Genomic DNA, 21,782 nt, shown 5'->3' on the forward strand with positions numbered 1-21,782 from the left:
GGCCGGGGCCCACCGGACAACCGGCGGTACGACCGTCGTATGACCGGCGGTCCGAACCCCACGCTCCCACGTTCCGCCCCGTACGCGTCCGTTTCCGGCATCCCAAATGAACCAATACTGGCTCCAAGGTGAACTCTGGGCGACGAGTGTTCGAGCTCGCAGCCCGACGGCTGTGGAGGGTGGCCGAGCCATGCCTAACCTGGGTGCATGGACGTGAACGCGGCGGTCGCCGCAGCGGCAGCGATCGCCGGGGTGCTCACCGGCGTCATCGCCATGCTCGCGTTCCGCTGGAGTGAGCGCGAGCAGAAGCGCCCCACCCGTAGCTCCCTGCACACCGACGCGGTGCTCCCGCCCGGCGTGGACACGGTCCTGTCGGTCCTCAGGTCGTCCGCCGTCGTCCTCGACGAGGCGGACGCCGTGGTCAAGGCCAGCTCGGCGGCGTACGCCCTCGGCCTGGTCCGCGGCGGCAAGCTCGCCGTCGAGCCGATGCTGCAGATGGCCCGGGACACCCGGCGGGACGGCGAGATACGCCAGGTCGAGCTGGACCTGCCCCGGCGCGGCACCGGACGCGGAGAGGCCCTGGCCGTCTCCGCGCGGGTCGCGCCGCTCGGCTCCCGGCTGGTGCTGCTGCTGGTGGAGGACCTGACCGAGGCCCGCCGCATCGAGGCGGTCCGGCGCGACTTCGTCGCCAACGTGAGCCATGAGCTGAAGACGCCGGTCGGCGCCCTCTCGCTGCTCTCCGAGGCGGTGATGGACGCCTCCGACGACCCCGAGGCCGTGCAGCGGTTCGCGGGGCGTATGCAGATCGAGGCCACCCGGCTCACCAGCCTGGTGCAGGAGCTCATCGACCTCTCCCGCGTGCAGAACGACGACCCGCTGGAGGACGCCGAGCCGGTCCGCGTCGACGAGCTCGTCGCCGAGGCCATCGACCGCTGCCGGCACCAGGCCGGCGCCAAACAGATCACCATGGCCTCGGGGGGAACCGCCGACCTGCGCGTGTGGGGAAACCGCGGCCAGCTCGCCGCCGCCCTCGGCAACCTCGTCGAGAACGCGGTCAACTACTCGCCCGCCCGCACCCGCGTCGGCATAGCCGCCCGCAGCGTGAACGCCCCAGGCGGGGACCACATCGAGATCGCCGTCACCGACCAGGGCATCGGCATCTCCGACAAGGACAAGGAGCGCATCTTCGAGCGCTTCTACCGCGTCGACCCGGCCCGCTCCCGTGCCACCGGCGGCACGGGACTGGGGCTGGCCATCGTCAAGCACGTGGCCGCCTCGCACGGCGGGGAGGTCACCGTCTGGAGCGCCGAAGGCCAGGGCTCCACCTTCACCCTGCGCCTGCCGGAGGCCGGTGCGGCCCGCGGCGCGTCTCAGCAGCCCGCCCGTCAGACGCGCGCAGGAGGCGCGGGCCTCGACGAGGAGGCCGGGCGGTCCACCCCCACATCCCCCGAATCAGCCGCGTACGAAACGCTTCCCGCCCCGGAGGTCCTTCCGTGACCCGAGTGCTCGTCGTCGAGGACGAGGAGTCCTTCTCCGACGCCCTGTCGTACATGCTCCGCAAGGAGGGCTTCGAGGTCGCCGTCGCGACCACCGGGCCCGACGGACTCGACGAGTTCGAGCGCAACGGCGCCGACCTCGTCCTGCTCGACCTGATGCTGCCCGGCCTGCCGGGCACGGAGGTGTGCCGCCAGCTGCGCGGCCGCTCCAACGTCCCCGTCATCATGGTGACCGCCAAGGACAGTGAGATCGACAAGGTCGTCGGGCTGGAGATAGGAGCCGACGACTACGTCACCAAGCCGTTCTCCTCGCGCGAGCTGGTCGCGCGGATCCGTGCCGTGCTGCGCCGCCGCGGCGAGCCCGAGGAGGTCACCCCGGCGGCTCTCGAGGCCGGCCCGGTCCGCATGGACGTCGACCGGCACGTGGTCACCGTCGGCGGCACCAAGATCGATCTGCCGCTGAAGGAGTTCGACCTGCTGGAGATGCTGCTGCGCAACGCCGGCCGGGTGCTGACCCGCATGCAGCTCATCGACCGCGTCTGGGGCGCCGACTACGTCGGTGACACCAAGACCCTCGACGTCCACGTCAAGCGGCTGCGGGCCAAGATCGAGCCGGACCCGGGCGCCCCGCGCTACCTGGTGACGGTCCGCGGCCTCGGCTACAAGTTCGAGCCGTAGGCCGGCGGACGGCGACAGCAGCACGAAGGGCGGGCCCCCTCCTCGGAGGGGGCCCGCCCTGGTCGCGTCTGCTCAGTGACCGGCGCTCGCCGAGGCCGCGTCGCTCGGCGTGCCGGACGCGTGGCCGCCCGGCGTCTCACCGGCCGCGGGGCTCTCCGGCGCACCCGACTCGCCCTCGGCGGGGGAACCGGACGGCGAACCCGACGGGGACGTCGAGGCGCCCGGCGCGGCCGGGACCTCGGTGGGGCCCCACTCCTTGAAGTAGTGCTCGGCGGGGACGACGAAGGCCTGCAGGCTCACGGCACCCGTCTTGCTGAAGGTGAAGGTGACCTTCTGGGCGTTGCCGTCCTGCACGGCCTCACGGCTGCTCGGCAGCATCGCCGTGGCGTTGTCCTTGCCGCCCAGGATCAGCGAGCCGCCGGCCGGGATGCTGAGGCTGCCGCCCTTGGCGGGCTTGAGCTCGGCGGTCTTGCCGGTGCCGGGCAGGGTGATGGACTCCAGCGTCTCGGCGCTGCGGCCCGAGTTGAAGAGGGTGGCGGAGATCGCGGCCGGGCCGGTCGACTCGAGGTCGGGCTGCGTGATCACGATCGCGTTCTGGACCTTGATGTCGCCGACGCTCGTCGCCGCGTTGTCCGGCTTGATCTCCAGCGTCTGGGCGTCGTTGCCGGCGCCGCACGCGGCGAGCGAGGCGATCGAGAACGCGGTGACGACGGCGGCGAGGGCACCGCGTCGAAGGCTGCTGCTCACGGCGGCGGCAACTCCTTGACTCGAGCGGAGCGGCCGATAAAGCCGCCCTAAGTGTCTGTCAGCGGGCCTTAGGTTACCGAGCCGCCCTCGTCCGGCCGCACCCGACCCCCCGGCACCGCTGATCCCACCTGAGTCTCATGTGACTCCCGTGTCACATTGGCGTGGCCGTCGTCCGGCATTCACATAAGAGACCCGCGCGGCACCGCAAATGTTCCGTGAAGGAATGCGCGGGCGGCCTCGGAATTGATCACCGCAGGCTCGGCAGGACGCCCGGTGATCAATTCCGGATTCGACGTGAACCCGGCCGGGGCCGCCGAACGGAGTAGCGGAAGTCGATCATACGGAACCGGACATATGGGGATGTTCGGCCTTCTGGAGGATGCTCCGGATGCGTGTAGCGTACGCGTTTCACTCGCCCCGAAGAGCCGCTCCCACCTGCGAATACCTTCTTCCGATCCCTGTCCGAAGCACGTTCCTGTCGGAGTTGTCAAGCCCCGAGATATGCCCTGACCTGCGAAAACGCCATTCAGTACCCGCAGTTTCCGTGTTACCCTGGATAGCCACGGAAGGGGTACCTGTCACATGACGTTCAAGGTTGGCGACACCGTGGTCTATCCCCATCACGGGGCCGCGCTGATCGAGGCCATCGAAACTCGCCAGATCAAAGGCGTGGACAAGACCTACTTGGTGCTGAAGGTCGCCCAGGGCGACCTGACGGTACGTGTGCCAGCGGACAATGCGGAGTTCGTCGGCGTGCGTGATGTGGTCGGTCAGGACGGGCTGGACCGGGTCTTCGAGGTGCTGCGCGCGGCGTACGCCGAGGAGCCCACGAACTGGTCCCGTCGATACAAGGCAAACCTGGAGAAGCTCGCCTCGGGCGATGTCATCAAGGTCGCGGAAGTGGTGCGTGACCTGTGGCGTCGTGAGCGCGAGCGCGGACTGTCCGCCGGTGAGAAGCGCATGCTCGCCAAGGCCCGCCAGATTCTGGTGAGCGAGCTCGCCCTCGCGGAGAACACCAACGAGGACAAGGCCGAAGCCCTGCTCGACGAGGTGCTCGCCTCCTGAGGCGAAGCCGCCTCCCGAAGCGAGTCCTGTCGCGCAGCGCTCTGCGCAGGCCGAAGCCGCTGATCAAGGCTGCTGGTCGAGGCTGATCAGCCGAGGCCGGCCGAGCGCGCGCCAGCACATCGAAATGCCGCGGTGCCCGATGACGAAATACTTGTCGCCGGGCGCTGCGGCATGTTCGTACTCCGAAGCCGATGCGCCGTCACTCCGAGATGTGTTATCACTCACGCCCCGGTGTTCGGGGTCCCGGGCAGCGGGCTCGACCGGCGTCACGGAAGGGTCCGGTCGAGCGCGTCGCGCCCGGCACTCCTCCAGGCCATACCCACGCCGGGCCAGCACACAAACCTGACAGGAACCATGTCTGACGATTCGCGTCCCTCGCCGTCCGCCGGACCCTCCACGGCCCGTACGGCGGCCGTGATTCCCGCCGCCGGCCGCGGCGTCCGGCTGGGCCCGGGCGCCCCCAAGGCGCTCCGCGCGCTCGGCGGCACCCCCATGCTGATCCACGCCGTCCGCGCGATGGCCGCCTCCCGCGCCGTCGCCACGGTCGTCGTCGTGGCCCCGCCCGACGGCGCCGCCGAGGTCCGCTCGCTGCTCGACGCGCACGCCCTGCCCGAGCGGACGGACTTCCTGGTCGTCCCGGGCGGGCAGACCCGCCAGGAGTCCGTGAAGCTCGGCCTCGACGCGCTGCCGCCCGGCCACGACATCGTGCTCGTCCACGACGCGGCCCGGCCGCTGGTGCCGGTGGACACCGTCGACGCCGTGATCGAGGCCGTCCGGGACGGCGCCCCGGCCGTGGTGCCGGCGCTGCCGCTCGCCGACACCGTCAAGCAGGTCGAACCCGCCGGCACCCCCGGCGAGCCGGAGCCGGTCGTCGCCACGCCCGAGCGCGCCCTGCTGCGGGCGGTCCAGACCCCGCAGGGCTTCGACCGGACCACCCTGGTCAGGGCGCACGAGACGGTGACCGGCGAGGTCACCGACGACGCCGGCATGGTCGAGCGGCTCGGCCTCACGGTCGTGGCCGTCCCCGGCCACGAGGAGGCCTTCAAGGTGACCCGCCCCCTGGACCTGGTCCTCGCGGAGGCGGTCCTGGCCCGCAGGAGGCTCAACGATGGCTTCTGACCAGCCCGTACTGCCCCAGGTCGGCATCGGCACCGACATCCACGCCTTCGAGGAGGGCCGCGAGCTGTGGTGCGCCGGCCTGAAGTGGGAGGACGCGGGCCCGGGCCTGGCCGGGCACTCCGACGCGGACGTCGTCGCGCACGCCGCCTGCAACGCCCTGTTCTCCGCCGCGGGTCTCGGCGACCTCGGGCAGCACTTCGGCACGGGCCGGCCCGAGTGGTCCGGTGCCTCCGGGGTCACGCTCCTGACGGAGGCCGCGCGCATCGTGCGCGAGGCCGGATTCCGCATCGGCAACATCGCCGTACAGGTGGTGGGTCCCCGCCCGAAGATCGGCAAGCGCCGGGACGAGGCGCAGAAGCTGCTGTCGGAGGCGGCCGGAGCACCGGTGTCGGTGTCGGGCGCGACGACGGACGGGCTGGGCTTCCCCGGCCGGGAGGAAGGGCTGATGGCGGTGGCCACGGCCCTGGTGGTGCGCACCGGCTGAGGGCGGGCGCCGGGCCTGCCCGTCGCCTGTGTCACGAATGTGTGCGTCCCGGGGTGAAGGTCCTGAGGCACTCCCCGGGGCCCACTACCCTGGAGTGGTGACTATTCGCCTGTACGACACCAGCGCCCGGCAGATCCGTGACTTCTCCCCGCTCCGGCCGGGTTGTGTCTCGATCTACCTGTGTGGTGCCACCGTGCAGGCGGCCCCGCACATCGGGCACATCCGCTCCGGGCTGAACTTCGACATCATGCGCCGCTGGTTCGAGTACCGCGGCTACGACGTCACGTTCGTGCGGAACGTGACGGACATCGACGACAAGATCATCGCGAAGTCGGCCGACCAGAACCGCCCCTGGTGGGCCATCGGCTACGAGAACGAGCGCGCCTTCAACGACGGCTACACCGTGCTCGGATGCCTGCCGCCCACCTACGAGCCGCGGGCCACCGGCCACATCACCGAGATGGTCGAGATGATGCGCGGCCTCATCGAGCGCGGCCACGCCTACGAGGCCGACGGCAGCGTCTACTTCGACGTCCGCTCCTGGCCCTCCTACCTGGAGCTGTCCCGGCAGGACCTCGACGAGATGCGGCAGCCCGCCGAGGAGGGCATCACCGGCAAGCGCGACCCGCGCGACTTCGCCATGTGGAAGGCCACCAAGCCCGGCGAGCCCGACTGGGAGACGCCGTGGGGACGCGGCCGGCCCGGCTGGCACCTGGAGTGCTCGGCCATGGCGCACAAGTACCTCGGCTCCGCCTTCGACATCCACGGCGGCGGCCTGGACCTGATCTTCCCGCACCACGAGAACGAGATCGCCCAGGCCAAGGCCTACGGCGACGAGTTCGCCCGGTACTGGGTGCACAACGCCTGGGTCACCATGAGCGGCGAGAAGATGTCCAAGTCGCTCGGCAACTCGGTCCTGGTCAGCGAGATGGTCAAGCGCTGGCGGCCCATCGTGCTGCGCTACTACCTCGGCACCCCGCACTACCGCTCGATGATCGAGTACAGCGAGGAGGCGCTGCGCGAGGCCGAGTCGGCGTTCGCGCGGATCGAGGGCTTCGTGCAGCGCGTGGTGGAGAAGGCCGGCGTCGTCGAGCCCGCCGCCGAGGTGCCGCTGGCCTTCGCCGAGGCCATGGACGACGACCTGGGCGTGCCGCAGGCCCTCGCCGTCGTGCACACCACGGTCCGGCAGGGCAACAGCGCGCTGGCCGCCGACGACAAGGAAGCGGCCGTGGCCCGGCTCGCCGAGGTCCGCGCGATGCTCGGCGTGCTCGGCCTCGACCCGCTGGACCCGCAGTGGGCCGGGGAGGGCGACCGCGGCCAGGACCTGCACGGCGTGGTCGACACGCTCGTGCGCATGGTCCTCGACCAGCGCGAGGCCGCCCGGGCCCGCAAGGACTGGCCCACCGCCGACGCCATCCGCGACCAGCTCGGCCAGTCCGGCCTGGTCATCGAGGACAGCCCGCAGGGCCCGCGCTGGACCCTCGGCCCGCGCTAGCCCGGCCGCGGCCGGAAGATCGATTGTGCCGCCCGGGCCCCCGGGCGGCACACTTCATAGACGTACGCACTTCACCGCCTCACGGCGACAGCAGAGACAGGTAGGTCATGGCAGCCAACAACCGCCGCATGTCCGGCAAGAAGGGCGCGCAGGTCGGCAGTGGCGGCCAGCGGCGCAAGGGCCTCGAGGGCAAGGGCCCCACCCCGCCCGCCGAGATGCGCAAGGGACACAAGAAGAACCGCGTCGCCAACGCCAAGGCGAAGCAGTCGGTGCGCCGCCCCGTGGCCCGTGGCCGCGGCGGCAAGGGCACGTCCGAGCTGGTCGTCGGCCGCAACCCGGTCCTGGAGGCGCTGCGCGAGGGCGTCCCCGCCTCCACGCTCTACGTCCAGCAGTTCATCGACAACGACGAGCGGGTGCGCGAGGCCCTCCAGGTCGCCGCCGAGCGCGGCGGCATCAACCTGATGGAGGCCCCGCGTCCCGAGCTGGACCGGATGACCAACGGCCTCAACCACCAGGGCCTGGTCCTGCAGGTCCCGCCGTACGAGTACGCGCACCCCGAGGACCTGGCGGCCGCCGCCTACGACAGCGGCGAGGACCCGCTGATCGTCGCCTTGGACGGCGTCACCGACCCGCGCAACCTCGGCGCGGTGGTCCGCTCCGTCTCCGCGTTCGGCGGTCACGGCGTCGTGGTCCCCGAGCGCCGCGCGGCCGGCATGACGGCCGGCGCCTGGAAGACGTCCGCCGGTACGGCGGCCCGTACCCCCGTCGCCCGCGCCACCAACCTGACCCGGGCCCTGGAGGCGTACAAGAAGGCCGGCATCACGGTCGTCGGCCTGGCCGCCGACGGTGAGGCGGACCTCGGTGAGCTGGCGGCGCTGGACGGCCCGCTCGTCATCGTCGTCGGCAGCGAGGGCAAGGGCCTGTCCCGGCTGGTCGGGGAGACCTGTGACGTCCGGGTGCGGATCCCGATGCCGGGCGGCGCCGAGTCGCTCAACGCCGGTGTGGCGGCGGGGATCGTGCTGTACGAGGCGGCCCGCCGACGCAGCTGAACAAGCGTCCGGAACTTCACCTGTACGGGGTAATTCCGGTGTCATCGGGGCGACGAGGACAAGCTTGACGGGGTCCGGACAGATCCGGCGGGTCAAAGCAGTGTCCTAACGCGACGTCACTCGGTTAGATGAGTGTGGACACCAGAACACCCCGCACACCCACGGGGGACCGCTCGTCGGGACTCGACGACGCTCCCGCGCTGAGCATGGTGAAGGTGCCGAGCGACCCGGCGCAGGTCATCGTCAATCACGCGAGTTTCCGCGTGCAGTTGGGCGTATCGACGCGTCGCGTCCAGTCCCCCCGGGTCGCTCGGCATCTGACCGCCACCGAGGACACCGCCCGCATCCCCCAGGTGGGGGGAGGGGCGGACGGGGCCACCGCCCGCCGCCGACCCGTCGTCTGGAGCGGCAGATCCGCCCCCGACGACACCGGCGCACACCGGCTCCTGCAGGCCGTGCGGCACGAGAGCGTCCGCCACGCCGACGAGCCCGCCGCCGACGCCGGGGCCACCCAGGTCATCTCCCGCGTGGGCCCCGGGTACGACACCCCCGGGTACCAGGGCGCGGGCTACGGCGGCGACGGCTACGCGGGCGGCGACGGCTACCCGGGCGACGGCTACGAGGGCGATCTCGCCCAGACCGTCGAGACGCCCGTGGTCGGCCCGCAGCGCACCCACGAGCCCGCCGACGGCACCCGGCTGCTGCCGCCCATGCGCACCGTCGGCAGCGCCTACGACGAACAGGCCTACGACGAACAGGCTTACGGCGAACCGGACTACGCGGACGGCGAGTTCGAGGAGCACGCGACCGAAGCGGACGACACCGGGCGCCGGGGCAAGCGGCACGGCGACGACCCGGCCCGGCACGCCTACTACCCGGGCCGCCGGATGAACCTCGGCGTGGTCCTGCTCCCGCTGCGCGTCTTCCTCGGCTTCATCTCCATCTACGCCGGCATGGGCAAGCTGTGCGACCCCGTCTACTTCGAAGGCGGCAAGCGCGGCTCCATGGTCAAGTGGCTCAACACCCTGCACCCATGGGAAGTGGCCGAGCCGCTGCGCCAGTTCGCCCTGGAGCACCCGGTCGGCGCCGGCCTGGTCATCGCCTTCGCACAGGTCATCGTCGGCGTCCTGACGGTGCTGGGCTGCTGGCAGCGCGTCGCCGCCTGCCTGGGCGCCCTGCTGTCGGCCGCGCTGCTGGTGACGGTCAGCTGGAAGAGCGTCCCGGCCTACGAGACCCCCGACATCATCTACCTCGCCGCCTGGTCCCCGCTGATCATCGCCGGCGCCCCCGTCTACTCCGTCGACGGCCGCCTCGCGGGCAGCGCCTGGCGCCGGCTCGGCCCGCGTACCGACATCTGGGACCTGCGCCGCTACGTGCTGCGGCGCGGCGCCCTCGTCACCGCGATCGTCACCGGCATCACCCTGCTCGTCGGCTCGCTGCTCGGCGGTGCCGTGCGGGACGCCGACCGGGTCGTCGTCCCGGGTCCCGGCGAGGCCCCGCGCAACGAGCTGCCCGGCTCCCCGCTCCCTGGTGAGCCCGGCAAGCGCAAGGAGAAGCGGACCCCGTCGGCCTCCTCCTCGCCCACCCAGGGCGCCACGGCCGGCTCGGCGAGCCCCAGCGCGGGCACCACGACCCGGCCCGACGCCACCCGCGACACCGGCACCGTCACCGGCGGATCCCCCAGCCAGACCCAGGGGACCGCGGGCCAGGCACCGCCCCAGCAGACCTCCCCTGCCGTCCAGGCCCCGAGCACCACGACCGGCCCCACGTCCGGCGGCGGCACGGCAACGGGCGGCACGGGCTCGACCGGCGGCACCGGCAACGGAGGCTCCAACTCCACAGGCCGCCCGGGCCTGGTGGGCGGCCTCCTGGGCTAGCCCTCGGCCGGCGCACCGGAAGGCCCCGCATCCCACGGATGCGGGGCCTTCTCGTGCGGGGGAGCAGCCCCATGGGCCAAAGGGAAACGGCTGCACGAAGCAACGGACTCGGAGGCAGCCGACTCGGAGGCAGCCGACTCAGGGGCGCGGGGAACGTGCGACGAGCCACGACGGTCGGTCGGCCGCCGACGGTCGGTCGGCCACCGACGGGCGGCAACCGGCCGACCGCGCGGCGCCGCGCCCCGACGACACCGCCTCCTCGACGGGGTCAGGCCCGCACCGCCTCCTCGACGGGGTCAGGCCCGCACCGCCTCCTCGACGGGGTCAGGCCCGCACCGATCGGCGCGACCGGCAGCGCCTCAACGCCCCAGCGCGGCCAGCTCCTTCGCCGCCTCGGTCAGATCCTTCGCGGTGTCGATGGCCCGCCAGTACGCCCCCTGCGGGATCGTGAACCCGGCCAGCCGCCGCTCACGGGCCAGATGCGGGAACGTCGTCCGCTCGTGATCACCCCGGTGCGGCAGCAGCCCGGCGAACTCGGGGGAGAAGACGTACACACCGGCGTTGATCTCGAAGGTCGACGGCGGTGCCTCGATGAAGTCGGTGATGCGCCCGAAACCGTCGGTCTGCACCGCCCCCCACGGCAGCCGGGGCCGCGCCAGCGCCAGCGTCGCGACGGCGTCCCGCTCGGCGTGGAAGTCGGCCATGTCCCGCAGCGAGAACCGCGTCCAGATGTCGCCGTTCGTCGCGTACCAGGGCTGGTCGGGGTGCGGGAGGTGAGCCGCGGCGTACTTGAGGCCGCCGCCGCGCCCGAGCGGCTCCCGCTCGACGACCGTCGTGACGGACACGGGCAACTCGGCCGTCTCCAGCCACTTCTGCAGCACCTCGGCCAGATGACCGCAGGACACCACGACGTCCGTCACACCCTCGTCGGCGAGCCAGGACAGCTGATGGCCGATGATCGGCGTCCCCGTCCCGGGGATCTCGACCATCGGCTTGGGCCGGTCGTCGGTGTACGGACGCAGCCGGGAGCCCTGGCCACCGGCCAGAACGACGGCTTGAACGGGGCGGGACGCGGCGCTCGGATCGCTCATGAGAACGAACTGTACGTGGCGTCCCGCCCGGTGCAGCAGCTGACGAGCGTTCCTGCGTCAGCCGTGATGGACGTCCCGCACGGTGGCGGGGCGGTGTGCGCCGGCAGGGCGGCGCGCTCAGCTGTGCGCGGCGGCGACGCCGGTGGCGAAGGCCGTGTCACAGACCGGGCGGGCGTAGGACTGCGCGCGCGTCGGGCCGTAGACCCGGACGGCGGCCTGGCCGAGGGCGCGGGCGATGGACGCGCAGTGCTTCGCCAGGGTCGGGCGGCCGTTCACCGCCTGCTGGAGGTGGGTGAGGGCGACGCCCGGGTCCTCCTCCTGCAGCTCGGTCAGCAGCTTGTCGCGCAGGACGTCCTGGGGGGCGCGCTTGGCGGCCCGCGGGGTGCCCACGGAGGTGTCCGCGGCGGTGAGCACCGGGTCCGTGGAGTTCCCCGACCAGTTGACCCGGGTGACCGCGAGGGTCCCGGAGAGCACCAGGACGACGGGCAGGACGAAAGCGAGGGTGCGGCCGATCCGGCGGGCGGGGCCCCGGCCGCGTCGCGTCTGTTGGTTCATGGAGTGCTTCACGCGTGTGAGGGTAGCGCCCGGTAATGGTTTGTAGACATTTAGTCACCGGTTCGGGGGATGGGAGAGTCCCACTTTCCGGGTAGTGCGTTGACGCACAACGCTCGAAACGTCCGGTCTGCCGGGGTATTTGTCGACAACGTGAAGGGCCCCGCAGCGCGCTGCGGGGCCCTCCTCGTCAACCTGGGTGATTCACCCGGGGTGGTGCGCTCGCTGGTTGATCAGTCGGACAGGCGCGCACCGGTCGACGTCGAGAACACGTGGGTCTCGCCGGAGCGGGGCACGACGTGCAGCTGGCTGCCCTTCTCCGGGACGTCACGGCCGCTGACCCGGACGACGAGGTCCTTGGACTCGTCGCCGACCTTGGCGGTGCCGTAGACGTAGGCGTCGGCGCCGAGCTCCTCGACGACGTTGACGGTGACCGCGAGGCCCAGCTCGGCGTCGGCGCCGGCCACCTCGAAGTGCTCGGGGCGGACGCCCACGGTGACGGTCTTGTCGGTCGCGGCGGCGATCGCGTCGCGCTGCACCGGCACGACGGACTTGCCGAACTTGACGCCGCCGTCGGTGATCGGCACCTCGACGAGGTTCATCGCGGGGGAGCCGATGAAGCCGGCCACGAAGAGGTTGGCGGGCTTGTCGTACATGTTGCGCGGGGTGTCGATCTGCTGGAGCAGACCGTCCTTGAGGACCGCCACGCGGTCGCCCATCGTCATGGCCTCGACCTGGTCGTGGGTGACGTAGACGGTGGTGATGCCCAGGCGGCGCTGGAGGCTCGCGATCTGCGTACGGGTGGACACGCGGAGCTTGGCGTCCAGGTTGGACAGCGGCTCGTCCATGAGGAACACCTGCGGCTCACGGACGATCGCGCGGCCCATCGCGACACGCTGGCGCTGACCGCCGGAGAGGGCCTTCGGCTTGCGGTCCAGGTACTCGGTGAGGTCGAGGATCTTCGCGGCCTCCTCGACCTTCTGCCGGATCTCCGCCTTGTTGACGCCGGCGATCTTGAGCGCGAAGCCCATGTTGTCGGCGACGGTCATGTGCGGGTAGAGCGCGTAGTTCTGGAACACCATGGCGATGTCCCGGTCCTTGGGCGGCAGGTGGGTGACGTCGCGGTCGCCGATGCGGATGGCGCCGGCGTTGACGTCCTCGAGCCCCGCGAGCATGCGGAGCGAGGTGGACTTGCCGCAACCGGACGGGCCGACGAGGACGAGGAACTCGCCGTCCTCGATGTCGATCTCCAGAGCGTCGACGGCGGGCTTGGTGGAACCCGGGTAGATCCGGGTCGCCTTGTCGAACTGCACAGTGGCCATGGTGAATGAACCCCTTCTACCGGCAGGAACGTGCCGGACGATCCGAGTAGGAAGGCGGTGCCACGACGGTGATCCCGTTGTGGTGTAGTCCACGCGTGTGAACTGGCTCAGGACGGTACCTGGCGTTCACACGTCTGTCAGTAGTTCCGGCTCTGTGAACTTCGCGGAAATTTTCGAAGCGGCTCGATCCCGTGCATGTCACTCCGGCCCGTCACTCTGGACCGGAACCCGGGTCGCCGTGACTCCTGACCGTAATTCCGGACCGTAATTCCGGACCGTCACTCCGGCCCGTCACTCCGCCCGTACCGGCGGGCCAGTGCCGCCACGGCACGGGCGACGGCCTGCCGCAGCTCGGGCGGACCGAGCACCTCGGCCTCCGGGCCCAGCCGCAACAGGTCGCCCACGGCCACGGCCTCCGTCTCCACGCTCAGCTCCACCTCGGTCCAGCCGTCCGCGTCCGGCGCGCCCGCGCTCTCCAGGGCGCGCACGCCCGCCGCCCCGAACTGCATCGGCAGCAGCTTCCGCCCGCGCGGCGAGAGCCGCACCCGGGCGACCCCGTGTCGCAGCGCGGCCTCCAGGTGCCGGGAGGACGCCCCCCAGTAGGCGGCCAGGTCGAACCCGGCGGGGCGGTCGAAGAGCTCGCCCGTCTCCGTCACGGACAGCACGCGCGAGACCCGGTAGGTCCGTACGGCCTCCTCCGCCAGGGCGACCAGGTACCAGATGCCGCCCTTCAGGACGAGCCCCAGCGGCCGCACCTCCCGGTGGACCTCGCCGCGCCAGCGCCGGTAGTGCAGCCGCAGTATCCGCCGCTCCCACACGGCCGCCGCCACGGCCTCCAGGCACGGCACCGGGTCGGCCTCCCGGAACCAGGCGGGCGCGTCCAGGTGGAACCGCTCCTGGACCCGCCGCGCCTGCCCGGACAGCTCCGCCGGCAGGGCCGCCTGGACCTTCAGCTGGGCGCTGGCCAGCACCGCCCCGAGCCCCAGGTCCCGGGCGGGTCCGGGCATGCCGGCGAGGAACAGCGAACCGGCCTCGGCGTCGGTGAGACCGGTCAGCCGGGTCCGGTACCCGTCGACCAGCCGGTAGCCGCCCTCGGGCCCCCGGTCGGCGCACACGGGCACGCCGGCCGCCCCCAGCGCCTCGACGTCCCGGTAGACGGTCCGCACCGACACCTCCAGCTCGGCGGCGAGCTCGGGCGCGGTCATCCGCCCGCGGTTCTGGAGCAGCAGGAGCAGGGAGAGGAGCCGGTCGGCGCGCATGGGGGCCATTGTCGCGGTGGCCGAGCCGTACCTGACAGGAGATGTCAGGTACGGCGTTCAGGCTGGTGGAGCACGGCGAGGCACGCGCCCGCACATCCAGGCACGTCGACGAGCAACCGCCCGAAAGGATCACCATGCCCGACACCCGCAGCACCACCGCCACCGCCGCCACCACCACGGCCGCCGCCGCCACCACCACCGCCGCCACCACTGGACACTTCACCTTCGCCGATTGGCAGGAACGCGTGATCGGCCCGGCCGAGGACGCGAACCCCCGCCTCGCGCACGCCTCCGTCCGGAACACCTTCACGGGCGGCATCGAGGCGGCCGGGACGATCTGTGAGTACGCGATCGTCTACGTCACCGCGAAGACCGGCTCCTTCAGCGGCATGGAACTCCTCACCGGCCGCGTCGAGGGCCGTGAGGGCAGCTTCGCGGTGGAGGAGCGAGGGTGGTTCGGCGAGGACGGCACCGTGCACTGCACCTTCGAGGTGGTGCCGGGCTCGGGCAGCGGCGAGCTGACCGGCCTCACGGGGAAGGGCGGCTTCACCGCACGGCACGGCGAGACGGCGGTGCCGTACCGGTTTGCCTACTCCTTGGAGGAGTGCACCCGCGGCCCGGAACTTCGTGGCTCGGCGTAACGGCCTCTGTGTACAGTGGTGCCGCCCCTCAAGCGCGGCAACGCGCACCACGGCACCCGCCTCCTTAGCTCAGCTGGCCAGAGCAACGCACTTGTAATGCGTAGGTCGTCGGTTCGAATCCGACAGGGGGCTCCGCTGAACCCCAGGTCAGATGTGGTCTGACCTGGGGTTTTGTCGTCGATGGATGCGGCGGCGGTGCGGGGTGTGTTGCGCGGGCCGATGTGAAGACGTTCTGGACCGCTTGTGGTGCGGGTCGCCGGTCGGACCGCATTGGCTCTGCCTCAGACCTCGGGTCGAATGTACTCAGACCTGGGCGGACTCAGCGTCCTGCACCTGGCGGGCACTCGACATTCGCACGGGATGTGGCTGCTGCTTCGTCGTCGCCTGCCCGGGCGTAGGCGGTGGCGGACTGTTCCCATGCCTCCCGGACCCGGGACGGATCGGCGCCGGACGCCTTCAGAGTGGCGGCGAACTCCGCCCAGGCCTCGCCGGTACGTGCCCAGTCCTCATCCTGGGTCAGCATCTCGATGGCCTTCTCCCCGGCTGTGATCGCCTCCGTGTATCGATCCAGGCCGCGACAGGCCGTGCCCAGGTTGTTCCAGGCGACGGCTTGCCCGTGGGTGTCACCGGTCTGCTGGTTCAGGTCCAGTGAGGTTCGGTGGGCGTCGAGGGCTTCGGTGTAGCGCCGGAGCCCGTTGAGTGCGTTACCGAGGTTGTTCCAGGCGTTCGCTTGGCCGTGGGTGTCGCCGGTCTGCTGGTGCAGGTCGAGTGCGGTGCGGTGGGCGTCGAGTGCTTCGGTGTAGCGCTGGAGCTCTTTGAACACGTTGCCGAGGTTGTTCCAGGCGCCGGCCTGGCCGTGTGGGTCACCGGTCTGCTGGTGCAGGTCCAGTGAGATCCGGTGGGCGTCGAGTGCTTCGGTGTAGCGCCGGAGCTCCCGAAGTGCGTTGCCGAGGTTGTTCCAGGCGCCGGCCTGGCCGTGGGTGTCCCCGGTCTGCCGGTACAGGTCGAGTGCGGTGCGGTGGGCGTCGAGTGCTTCGGCGTAGCGCCGGAGCTCTTGGAGTGCGTTGCCGAGGTTGTTCCAGGCGTTCGCTTGGCCGTGGGTGTCGCTGGTCTGCCGGTGCAGGTCGAGTGCGGTGCGGTGGGCGTCGAGTGCTTCGGTGTAGCGCCGGAGCCGTTGAAGTGCGTTGCCGAGGTTGTTCCAGGCGCCGGCTTGGCCGTGGGTGTCGCCGGTCTGCCGGTGCAGGTCGAGTGCGGTTCGGTAGGCGTCGAGGGCTTCGGTGTAGCGCCGGAGGTCCTGGAGGGCGCTGCCGAGGTTGTTCCAGGCACCGGCCAGATTCAACGTGTCACCGAGTGCCTGGCAGGCTTCGAGTGCGTGGGCGCGGACGGTCGCCAGATCCTGGAGTCGCCGTCGCCATTTCAGGTAGTGGCCGAGGGCAAATCCGAGGTCCATGGCTGTTTGGGTGCGGGCGTAGGAGTGGGTGGTGGCGAGGAGGTTCTCGCGTTCGGCGTCGAACCACGCCAGCGCCTGATCTCGTCCGGCGAACAACGCTGACACGGCGTCGCCGGGGGGCTGGAGGTGTGTCTCGGCCGCTGCGGAATGGCGGACGTAGTAATCGGTGAGCCGGGTGCGGGCCTGTTCGAAGCGTCGGCGGGGCACACGGCCGCGGTCCATGGTGGTGCGGGCCTGCTCCTGGGCGTGAACGCGCAAGAGGTCGTGAAGGGACCAGCGGTCGCGGGCCTGGCTGTTCTGGGTGAGCAGGCGTGCTCGGACGAGCTGTCGCAGGACCGGGGTGATCTTGTCGGCGGGCTGGTCGGTGAGAGCTGCGACGGCGGGCGTGGAGATGTCCGGGCCGGGGTGGAGGCCCAACAGACGGTAGAGGTCGGCCTCCTGGTGAGAGAGACGCGTCAGGCATTCGTCGAAGACTGCGCGCAGATTGCGTTCGCCGTCGTCGAGGCCGCCGAGGCGGGTGCCGGCGTCGGTGAGCATCCGCACCCGCTCGGACAGCGGCTGGTCGGGATCGTCGGCGAGGAGCGCGGCGGCGATCTGCAGGGCCAGGGGGAGGTAGCCGCAGAGCGCGGCGAGTTCGTCCGCGGCGGCGGGCTCGTCCTCGACCCGGTGGTCGTCGGGGTCGGCGACCTCCAGCCGATGGTGCAGGAGGTCGACGGCGGCATCAGGTTGGAGGGGGTGGAGGTTGAACAGACGGGCGCCGAGCCCGGGCAGGGCGTGCCGGCTGGTCACCAGCACGGCGTGGTGACGAGCCGGAAGCAGCGGCCGGATCTGGTCCGAGGTCGAGGCGTTGTCCGCAAGGATCAGGACCCGCTGATCCTCACGTGCCAGAGCGTCGAGTTGGGAGCGGTAGAGCCCCTCCCGTTCGTCCAGCGTGGGCGGAATGTGTTGCGCCGCGACACCGAGGGCTCGCAGCAGCGCCTCCAGTGCGTCCTCCGGCGGGACAGGGGTCGGGTCGTAGCCGCGCAGGTTCACCATCTGCACCGCCGTGAACCAGCCCTTGTCGAGCACGGCGTGCCCCACGGCATGGGCGAGGGTGGTCTTGCCCACGCCCGGCAGCCCCGCGACCGACCCCACCGTCGCACCCGAACCGATCCCGGGGGCCAGCAGGGCCACGATCTTCGCGATCTCGTCCTCGCGACCGGTGAACTCCTGCGGCAGCCCCGGAAGGGAGTTGAGTGCCGTCGGCACCGCCGCGTACGCCTGCACGTCGATCTTCGTGGTCTGAGTCCCGCTGCCGAGCACCTGGCTGCGCACGAACGACGCGCCCGCGAAACTGGTACCGGCGCGTTGTCCCTGGCCGGGACGTTTGTCCTTCTTGCCGCCGCTCTTGCCGCCGCTCTTGCGCTTGCCGGACGTCTTCCTCGCCCCCATGCCCGCCGCCCGTACCGCTACCGGTTGATCGTGTTGTTCTGCGTGCCGCTGCCCAGAACCTGACTGTCGGTGAACGTCGCATTGCTGAAGTCGTTGTGTGTGCTCTGCACCGGTGCCTGGGTGTGCACCTGCTGGACCAGAGCCTCCAGCTCAGCGGCCACCTGCTGGCGCTCCTGCTCCGGGAGTTGCTCGAGGAGCATCTCCAGACGGGTCTGCCAGCGGGTCGCCAGAACGGTCTGCACCCGGTCCGACCCCGCTCCGTCGCCGGCCGACTCCAGTTCCGCCCGGGTCTGGTCGAGCCGCTCCAGCTCTGCCTGTTCCCGCCCTGCCTCGCCACGGCCGAGGATCCGCGCGACACCGCCGCGGATCCCGGCCCACGCGTCCGTCCCCGCCGCCTGCACGATCGCCCCGCCACCCGCCGCCGCCACCGCGATCAGTCCCTCGACCAGCACGACAACTCCCCCAAGCATCAATGGACAAGAAGTTCAGCATAAGGAGGAACTCGTCACTCGATGAGCCGAATCACCAACCCGCACCCGCCGCCCCGGTGTCGGCTGCCAAGGGCTTCCCATCCGGGTTGTCGGGGCTCAGGGGAGCAGCTGGCGTGAGAGGTGCTCGATGCGTTCGAGGAGTTTCACGTTGAGGGCTGCTCGGAGGTCCTTGATGTGGGTGATGCGGCCGGTGAAGTCGGGGGTGGATTCTCCGGGGGCGGGGCTGTGGATGATGTGGGAGCGGAGGTCCCAGGAGAGGTCCTGCAGCTGCTCGAAGATCTGGGCGGAGAGATCCTGCACTTCGCGGGAGGGAGCCGTCGCCGGGCCCGGTGGCTGGTAGCCCACGGTGGCCGCTCCCTGGCTGGTCTTCGTGAGCTCGTCGTCGAAGCGGTCCAGGTCGACGGCCCGGCCCGCCTCCAGGCTCTGGTGGGCGCGGAGCAGGACGTCGAACCAGGCCCGGCCCGTGGTCCGCAGCTGGGTGAGCCGGCTGATCTCCTCGCGGAGGAGGCGCTCGTGGAAGGCCCGCTCCTCGTCCCGGGACTGATGCCGCCGCTGACGCATCGGTACCCACACGGCGGCCGCGGCTCCGATCACGGCCCCGCCCAGCCCGGTGACCAGAGGGACCACGGTGGAAGCGTCTGTCATGGAGACGGCATACCCGGCGAGCGGCCCGAAGTCGATGCGGCGCCGCTCATCGTCCGCGCCGGGGTGTCCGGGGCCCGGCCGTTCCCAGGCGGCGGGCGATCTCCATCTGGCTGTCGTCGAGGGGGCGGCCGTCCTCGATGTCCCACAGGGCGTTCTGGAGGAGGCGGGCGAGGGTCCAGGCGCGGGCCCGTGCGCGGTCCAGGGCGAGGATGTCGGTCATGGCGTCGAAGCGCCAGCGGACGTCCTCGGGGTCGTAGCGGTTGTCGAGGGCCGGCCACAGTTCGAAGCCGGGGTCGCCGGCGAGCGGCTTGGGGTCGATCGCGAGCCAGGGGGCGCGGTCGGAGGCGAGGACGTTCTCGTCGTGGAGGTCCCAGTGGAGGAGGCGGTCGCCCGGCTCGTCCACGACCTCGCGCAGCGCGGCCGCGCAGTCGGAGACCAGTCGGCGGGCCTCCGGGTCGGGGATGCGGGCCAGGGCCCAGGGGGTCTGGTCGAGCATGGCCCCGGCGATGTCGCCGAGGCGGCGCACACCGGGCGGGGCCGGGAAGGACGTGAGGTGGGCCAGGAGCTCGGCGATGGTGACCACGGCCTCGTGGACGTCCGGCACCCGGGCCAGCATGCCCGTCTCGTCCAGGCGTTCCAGCAGCATGGTGCCGGTGGGCTCGTCGTGGTCGAGGAGACGGACGGCCCCGTCGCCGTCCCAGGCGCGCAGCGCCACCGGTTCGCCCTCGCTCTCCTCGTCGAGGATCTGGAGCTTGAGGACCGCCGGAGTGCCGTCGCCGCGGACGACCGGCAGGACCAGGGCGCAGACGCCGTGCATGGGCGGTCCGTCGAGGCCGAGGCCCCAGTGGTCGAGGAAACGGGCCGTCTGCGCGGGCAGCCCGGCGATGAACGCGCGGCCCGCCTCGCCGTTGAACTTCTCCTGTGACGCCGCCAGTTCCCGGGGAATGTCGATCACCCCGGCACGGTAGTGCGGCGCGCCGGGCGCAGCATGCGCATTTCCGCGCGGGCTCCCGGTCCCTCAGGTCACTGGTTCCTGTACGGGCGCCGCCGTCGGTGCGCCGTGGCCGGGGGCCTTCGTGGTGACCATCAGGCCCGCGACCAGACCGGCCAGCAGCATGATGCCGGCGGCCCACCAGATGGCGACGGTGTAGCCGTGGACGACGCCCTCCCGCACCACCCGGGTGCGGTCGGACGGGTCGGTGAGGTGGGCCGTGACGTACGTGGCGGTGCTGGTCGTGGCGATGGTGTTGAGCAGGGCCGTGCCGATGGAGCCGCCGACCTGCTGCGAGGTGTTGACGGTCGCCGAGGTCACGCCGGAGTCGTGCGGTGCGACACCGGCCGTTGCGGTGGCGAAGACCGGCATGAACGTCAGGCCCATACCGAGGCCGAGCAGCAGCAGCGCGGGCAGGATGTCGGAGGCGTACGACGAGTGCGTCGTCATCCCGGTCAGCAGCACCATGCCGCTCGCGGCCAGGGCCATGCCGGGGACCATCAGCATGCGCGGGGGCACCCGCGGGAGCAGCCGGGCGGAGATCTGGGTCGAGCCGATGATGATCGCGGCCGTCAGGGGCAGGAAGGCCAGGCCGGTCTTGACGGGGGAGTACATGAGCACGGCCTGGAGGTAGTACGTCATGAACAGGAATAGGCCGAACATGCCGATCACGGCCAGCGCCATGGTCAGGAAGCAGCCGGCCCGGTTGCGGTCCCGGATGATGTGCAGCGGCAGCAGCGGCATGGGCGCCCGGGACTGCCACCAGACGAACACGGCCAGCAGCAGGATCCCGCCGGCGAACAGCGACAGCACCAGCGGGTCGGTCCAGCCGCGGGACTCGGCCTCGCTGAAGCCGTAGACGATCGCGACGAGGCCGCCGCAGCCGAGCAGGACCCCGGGGACGTCGAGTCGGGCGCCGGCGCGGCCGGGGCGGTCGTGCAGCAGCGCGAGCGCGCCGAGGACGGCGACGAGGGCGATGGGCACGTTGACGTAGAGGCACCAGCGCCAGTCGAGGTACTCGGTGAGGAGCCCGCCGACGATGAAGCCGATCGCGGCGCCGCTGCCGGCCAGGGCACCGTAGATGCCGAAGGCCTTGCCGCGTTCCTTCGGGTCGGTGAACGTCGTGGTCAGCAGGGACAGCGCGGAGGGTGCCAGGACCGCGGCGAAGGCGCCCTGGAGGGCCCGGGCGCCGAAGAGCATGCCCGCGTTGGTGGCGGCGCCGCCGAGTGCCGAGGCGGCGGCGAAGCCGATCAGCCCGATGACGAAGGTCCGTTTGCGGCCCACCAGGTCGGCGATCCGGCCGCCCAGCAGGAGCAGTCCGCCGAAGGCGAGGGTGTACGCGGTGATCACCCACTGCCGGTTGCCGTCGGACATGCCGAGGTCTCGCTGCGCGGAGGGCAGGGCGATGTTCACGATGGTCGCGTCGAGCACGACCATCAGCTGTGCCAGGGCGATGACGACCAGGCCCCACCAGCGGCGCGGGTCGGTGTCCACGGAGGGGCCCTCTTCGCCTGCCCGGGTGCCACTCATCCCGTCAGAAGACCACGGATCCGGGCGGCCTGCATCCGCGGAATCCCCGCCCGGGCCGTCGTCACCGGTGGGGTGCCGGGTCGCGGTCGGTCGCCGTGGGGTGCGGGGGCATGTCCGGCCGTCGTGGGGAGTGCGGGGGCATGTCCGGCCGTCGTGGGTGTGGGGGTGCGGGCCGGGCCGTCGTCTCCGGTGGGATGCCGGGTCCTGGCCGGCCGCCGTGGGGTGCGGAGCTGCCCGGCGTCGTCTCCGGTGGAATGCCGGGTCGTGGTCGGTCGCCGTGGGGTGCGGGGCTGCCCGGCCGTCGTGGGGGTGCGGCCCGGGGCGGTGTCACTGTCCGTAGCGCCTGGGTCCGGTCGTCGTCCGGGTGTG

Annotated in this window: 19 protein-coding genes and 1 tRNA gene; 10 read left to right on the forward strand and 10 right to left on the reverse strand. The window is 71.6% G+C overall.

All coding sequences use genetic code 11. The features are described from left to right. The first annotated feature begins 207 nt into the window (after positions 1-207). Both ACFV20_RS17615 and ACFV20_RS17620 read left to right on the forward strand, forming a co-directional pair. Positions 208-1,497 (forward strand): sensor histidine kinase, encoded by a 1,290-nt coding sequence (locus ACFV20_RS17615; protein ID WP_385657533.1) that lies wholly within the window; start codon positions 208-210, stop codon positions 1,495-1,497. After that, positions 1,494-2,174, forward strand: a complete 681-nt coding sequence (locus ACFV20_RS17620) for a response regulator transcription factor (RefSeq protein WP_030243122.1) — start codon at positions 1,494-1,496, stop codon at positions 2,172-2,174. The genes ACFV20_RS17615 and ACFV20_RS17620 overlap by 4 nt, the downstream gene beginning before the upstream one ends. Positions 2,175-2,246: 72 nt before the next feature. Here ACFV20_RS17620 and ACFV20_RS17625 read toward each other — a convergent pair whose 3' ends face one another. Further along, entirely contained in the window at positions 2,247-2,921 is a 675-nt protein-coding gene (locus ACFV20_RS17625; RefSeq protein WP_385657536.1) for a DUF461 domain-containing protein, read from the reverse strand. Positions 2,922-3,503: 582 nt separating this feature from the next. Here ACFV20_RS17625 and ACFV20_RS17630 point away from each other — a divergent pair. From ACFV20_RS17630 to ACFV20_RS17655, 6 genes are all read left to right on the forward strand, one after another. Beyond that, a complete protein-coding gene (locus ACFV20_RS17630) occupies positions 3,504-3,986 on the forward strand; it encodes a CarD family transcriptional regulator (protein ID WP_355097881.1) in 483 nt (160 codons plus the stop codon). A 354-nt stretch (positions 3,987-4,340) separates the two neighbouring features. Continuing rightward, the gene (ispD, locus tag ACFV20_RS17635; RefSeq protein ID WP_385657539.1) at positions 4,341-5,105 is read left to right on the forward strand and encodes a 2-C-methyl-D-erythritol 4-phosphate cytidylyltransferase; all 765 of its coding nucleotides are present in this window, start codon (positions 4,341-4,343) and stop codon (positions 5,103-5,105) included. Then, positions 5,095-5,589, forward strand: coding sequence for a 2-C-methyl-D-erythritol 2,4-cyclodiphosphate synthase (ispF, locus tag ACFV20_RS17640; RefSeq protein WP_097217387.1), 495 nt, complete (start codon positions 5,095-5,097; stop codon positions 5,587-5,589). The genes ispD and ispF overlap by 11 nt, the downstream gene beginning before the upstream one ends. 97 nt (positions 5,590-5,686) lie before the next feature. Further along, positions 5,687-7,084, forward strand: coding sequence for a cysteine--tRNA ligase (gene cysS, locus ACFV20_RS17645; protein WP_385657542.1), 1,398 nt, complete (start codon positions 5,687-5,689; stop codon positions 7,082-7,084). Positions 7,085-7,191: 107 nt separating this feature from the next. Then, a complete protein-coding gene (rlmB, locus tag ACFV20_RS17650; RefSeq protein ID WP_385657545.1) occupies positions 7,192-8,133 on the forward strand; it encodes a 23S rRNA (guanosine(2251)-2'-O)-methyltransferase RlmB in 942 nt (313 codons plus the stop codon). A gap of 128 nt (positions 8,134-8,261) precedes the next feature. After that, positions 8,262-10,010 (forward strand): DoxX family protein, encoded by a 1,749-nt coding sequence (locus ACFV20_RS17655; protein ID WP_385657548.1) that lies wholly within the window; start codon positions 8,262-8,264, stop codon positions 10,008-10,010. A 359-nt stretch (positions 10,011-10,369) separates the two neighbouring features. On the opposite strand, the gene ACFV20_RS17660 is transcribed toward ACFV20_RS17655, so the two are convergent. The 4 genes from ACFV20_RS17660 to ACFV20_RS17675 all read right to left on the reverse strand — a co-directional run bounded on the left by ACFV20_RS17660 (position 10,370) and on the right by ACFV20_RS17675 (position 14,234). Continuing rightward, positions 10,370-11,101, reverse strand: coding sequence for an NDP-sugar synthase (locus ACFV20_RS17660; RefSeq protein ID WP_385657551.1), 732 nt, complete (start codon positions 11,099-11,101; stop codon positions 10,370-10,372). A gap of 117 nt (positions 11,102-11,218) precedes the next feature. Continuing rightward, on the reverse strand, positions 11,219-11,668 hold the full coding sequence (locus ACFV20_RS17665; protein WP_385657554.1) for a hypothetical protein: 450 nt from the start codon (positions 11,666-11,668) through the stop codon (positions 11,219-11,221). A 218-nt stretch (positions 11,669-11,886) separates the two neighbouring features. Next, positions 11,887-12,975, reverse strand: a complete 1,089-nt coding sequence (locus ACFV20_RS17670) for an ABC transporter ATP-binding protein (protein ID WP_385657557.1) — start codon at positions 12,973-12,975, stop codon at positions 11,887-11,889. A 278-nt stretch (positions 12,976-13,253) separates the two neighbouring features. Continuing rightward, positions 13,254-14,234, reverse strand: coding sequence for a helix-turn-helix transcriptional regulator (locus tag ACFV20_RS17675; RefSeq protein WP_385657560.1), 981 nt, complete (start codon positions 14,232-14,234; stop codon positions 13,254-13,256). 134 nt (positions 14,235-14,368) lie between these two features. On the opposite strand from ACFV20_RS17675, the gene ACFV20_RS17680 reads away from it, so the two are divergent. Both ACFV20_RS17680 and ACFV20_RS17685 read left to right on the forward strand, forming a co-directional pair. Further along, positions 14,369-14,875, forward strand: coding sequence for a DUF3224 domain-containing protein (locus tag ACFV20_RS17680; RefSeq protein WP_385657563.1), 507 nt, complete (start codon positions 14,369-14,371; stop codon positions 14,873-14,875). A 58-nt stretch (positions 14,876-14,933) separates the two neighbouring features. Continuing rightward, positions 14,934-15,007, forward strand: a tRNA-Thr gene (locus tag ACFV20_RS17685). Between the two features lie 187 nt (positions 15,008-15,194). On the opposite strand, the gene ACFV20_RS17690 is transcribed toward ACFV20_RS17685, so the two are convergent. The 5 genes from ACFV20_RS17690 to ACFV20_RS17710 form a co-directional block, all read right to left on the reverse strand. Beyond that, complete coding sequence (locus tag ACFV20_RS17690; RefSeq protein WP_385657566.1) at positions 15,195-17,756, reverse strand: tetratricopeptide repeat protein; 2,562 nt, start codon at positions 17,754-17,756, stop codon at positions 15,195-15,197. A gap of 17 nt (positions 17,757-17,773) precedes the next feature. Then, positions 17,774-18,208, reverse strand: a complete 435-nt coding sequence (locus ACFV20_RS17695) for a hypothetical protein (RefSeq protein ID WP_385657568.1) — start codon at positions 18,206-18,208, stop codon at positions 17,774-17,776. A gap of 135 nt (positions 18,209-18,343) precedes the next feature. Next, entirely contained in the window at positions 18,344-18,892 is a 549-nt protein-coding gene (locus ACFV20_RS17700; protein WP_385657571.1) for a hypothetical protein, read from the reverse strand. A gap of 46 nt (positions 18,893-18,938) precedes the next feature. Further along, positions 18,939-19,847, reverse strand: coding sequence for an aminoglycoside phosphotransferase family protein (locus ACFV20_RS17705; protein WP_385657574.1), 909 nt, complete (start codon positions 19,845-19,847; stop codon positions 18,939-18,941). A gap of 63 nt (positions 19,848-19,910) precedes the next feature. Then, a complete protein-coding gene (locus ACFV20_RS17710) occupies positions 19,911-21,413 on the reverse strand; it encodes an MFS transporter (protein ID WP_385657577.1) in 1,503 nt (500 codons plus the stop codon). Positions 21,414-21,782 lie beyond the last annotated feature (369 nt).

The organism is Streptomyces sp. NPDC059696, from assembly GCF_042733745.1.
Classification (GTDB): Bacteria; Actinomycetota; Actinomycetes; order Streptomycetales; family Streptomycetaceae; genus Streptomyces.

Bases quoted from the DNA above. Each gene is read 5' to 3' on its own strand.
- ACFV20_RS17615 (WP_385657533.1), top strand. From the start codon at position 208: ATGGACGTGAACGCGGCGGTCGCCGCAGCGGCAGCGATCGCCGGGGTG.
- ACFV20_RS17630 (WP_355097881.1), top strand. From the start codon at position 3,504: ATGACGTTCAAGGTTGGCGACACCGTGGTCTATCCCCATCACGGGGCC.
- ispD (WP_385657539.1), top strand. From the start codon at position 4,341: ATGTCTGACGATTCGCGTCCCTCGCCGTCCGCCGGACCCTCCACGGCC.
- ispF (WP_097217387.1), top strand. From the start codon at position 5,095: ATGGCTTCTGACCAGCCCGTACTGCCCCAGGTCGGCATCGGCACCGAC.
- rlmB (WP_385657545.1), top strand. From the start codon at position 7,192: ATGGCAGCCAACAACCGCCGCATGTCCGGCAAGAAGGGCGCGCAGGTC.
- ACFV20_RS17655 (WP_385657548.1), top strand. From the start codon at position 8,262: ATGAGTGTGGACACCAGAACACCCCGCACACCCACGGGGGACCGCTCG.
- ACFV20_RS17660 (WP_385657551.1), bottom strand. From the start codon at position 11,101: ATGAGCGATCCGAGCGCCGCGTCCCGCCCCGTTCAAGCCGTCGTTCTG.
- ACFV20_RS17670 (WP_385657557.1), bottom strand. From the start codon at position 12,975: ATGGCCACTGTGCAGTTCGACAAGGCGACCCGGATCTACCCGGGTTCC.
- ACFV20_RS17675 (WP_385657560.1), bottom strand. From the start codon at position 14,234: ATGCGCGCCGACCGGCTCCTCTCCCTGCTCCTGCTGCTCCAGAACCGC.
- ACFV20_RS17680 (WP_385657563.1), top strand. From the start codon at position 14,369: ATGCCCGACACCCGCAGCACCACCGCCACCGCCGCCACCACCACGGCC.
- ACFV20_RS17690 (WP_385657566.1), bottom strand. From the start codon at position 17,756: ATGGGGGCGAGGAAGACGTCCGGCAAGCGCAAGAGCGGCGGCAAGAGC.
- ACFV20_RS17700 (WP_385657571.1), bottom strand. From the start codon at position 18,892: ATGACAGACGCTTCCACCGTGGTCCCTCTGGTCACCGGGCTGGGCGGG.
- ACFV20_RS17710 (WP_385657577.1), bottom strand. From the start codon at position 21,413: ATGAGTGGCACCCGGGCAGGCGAAGAGGGCCCCTCCGTGGACACCGAC.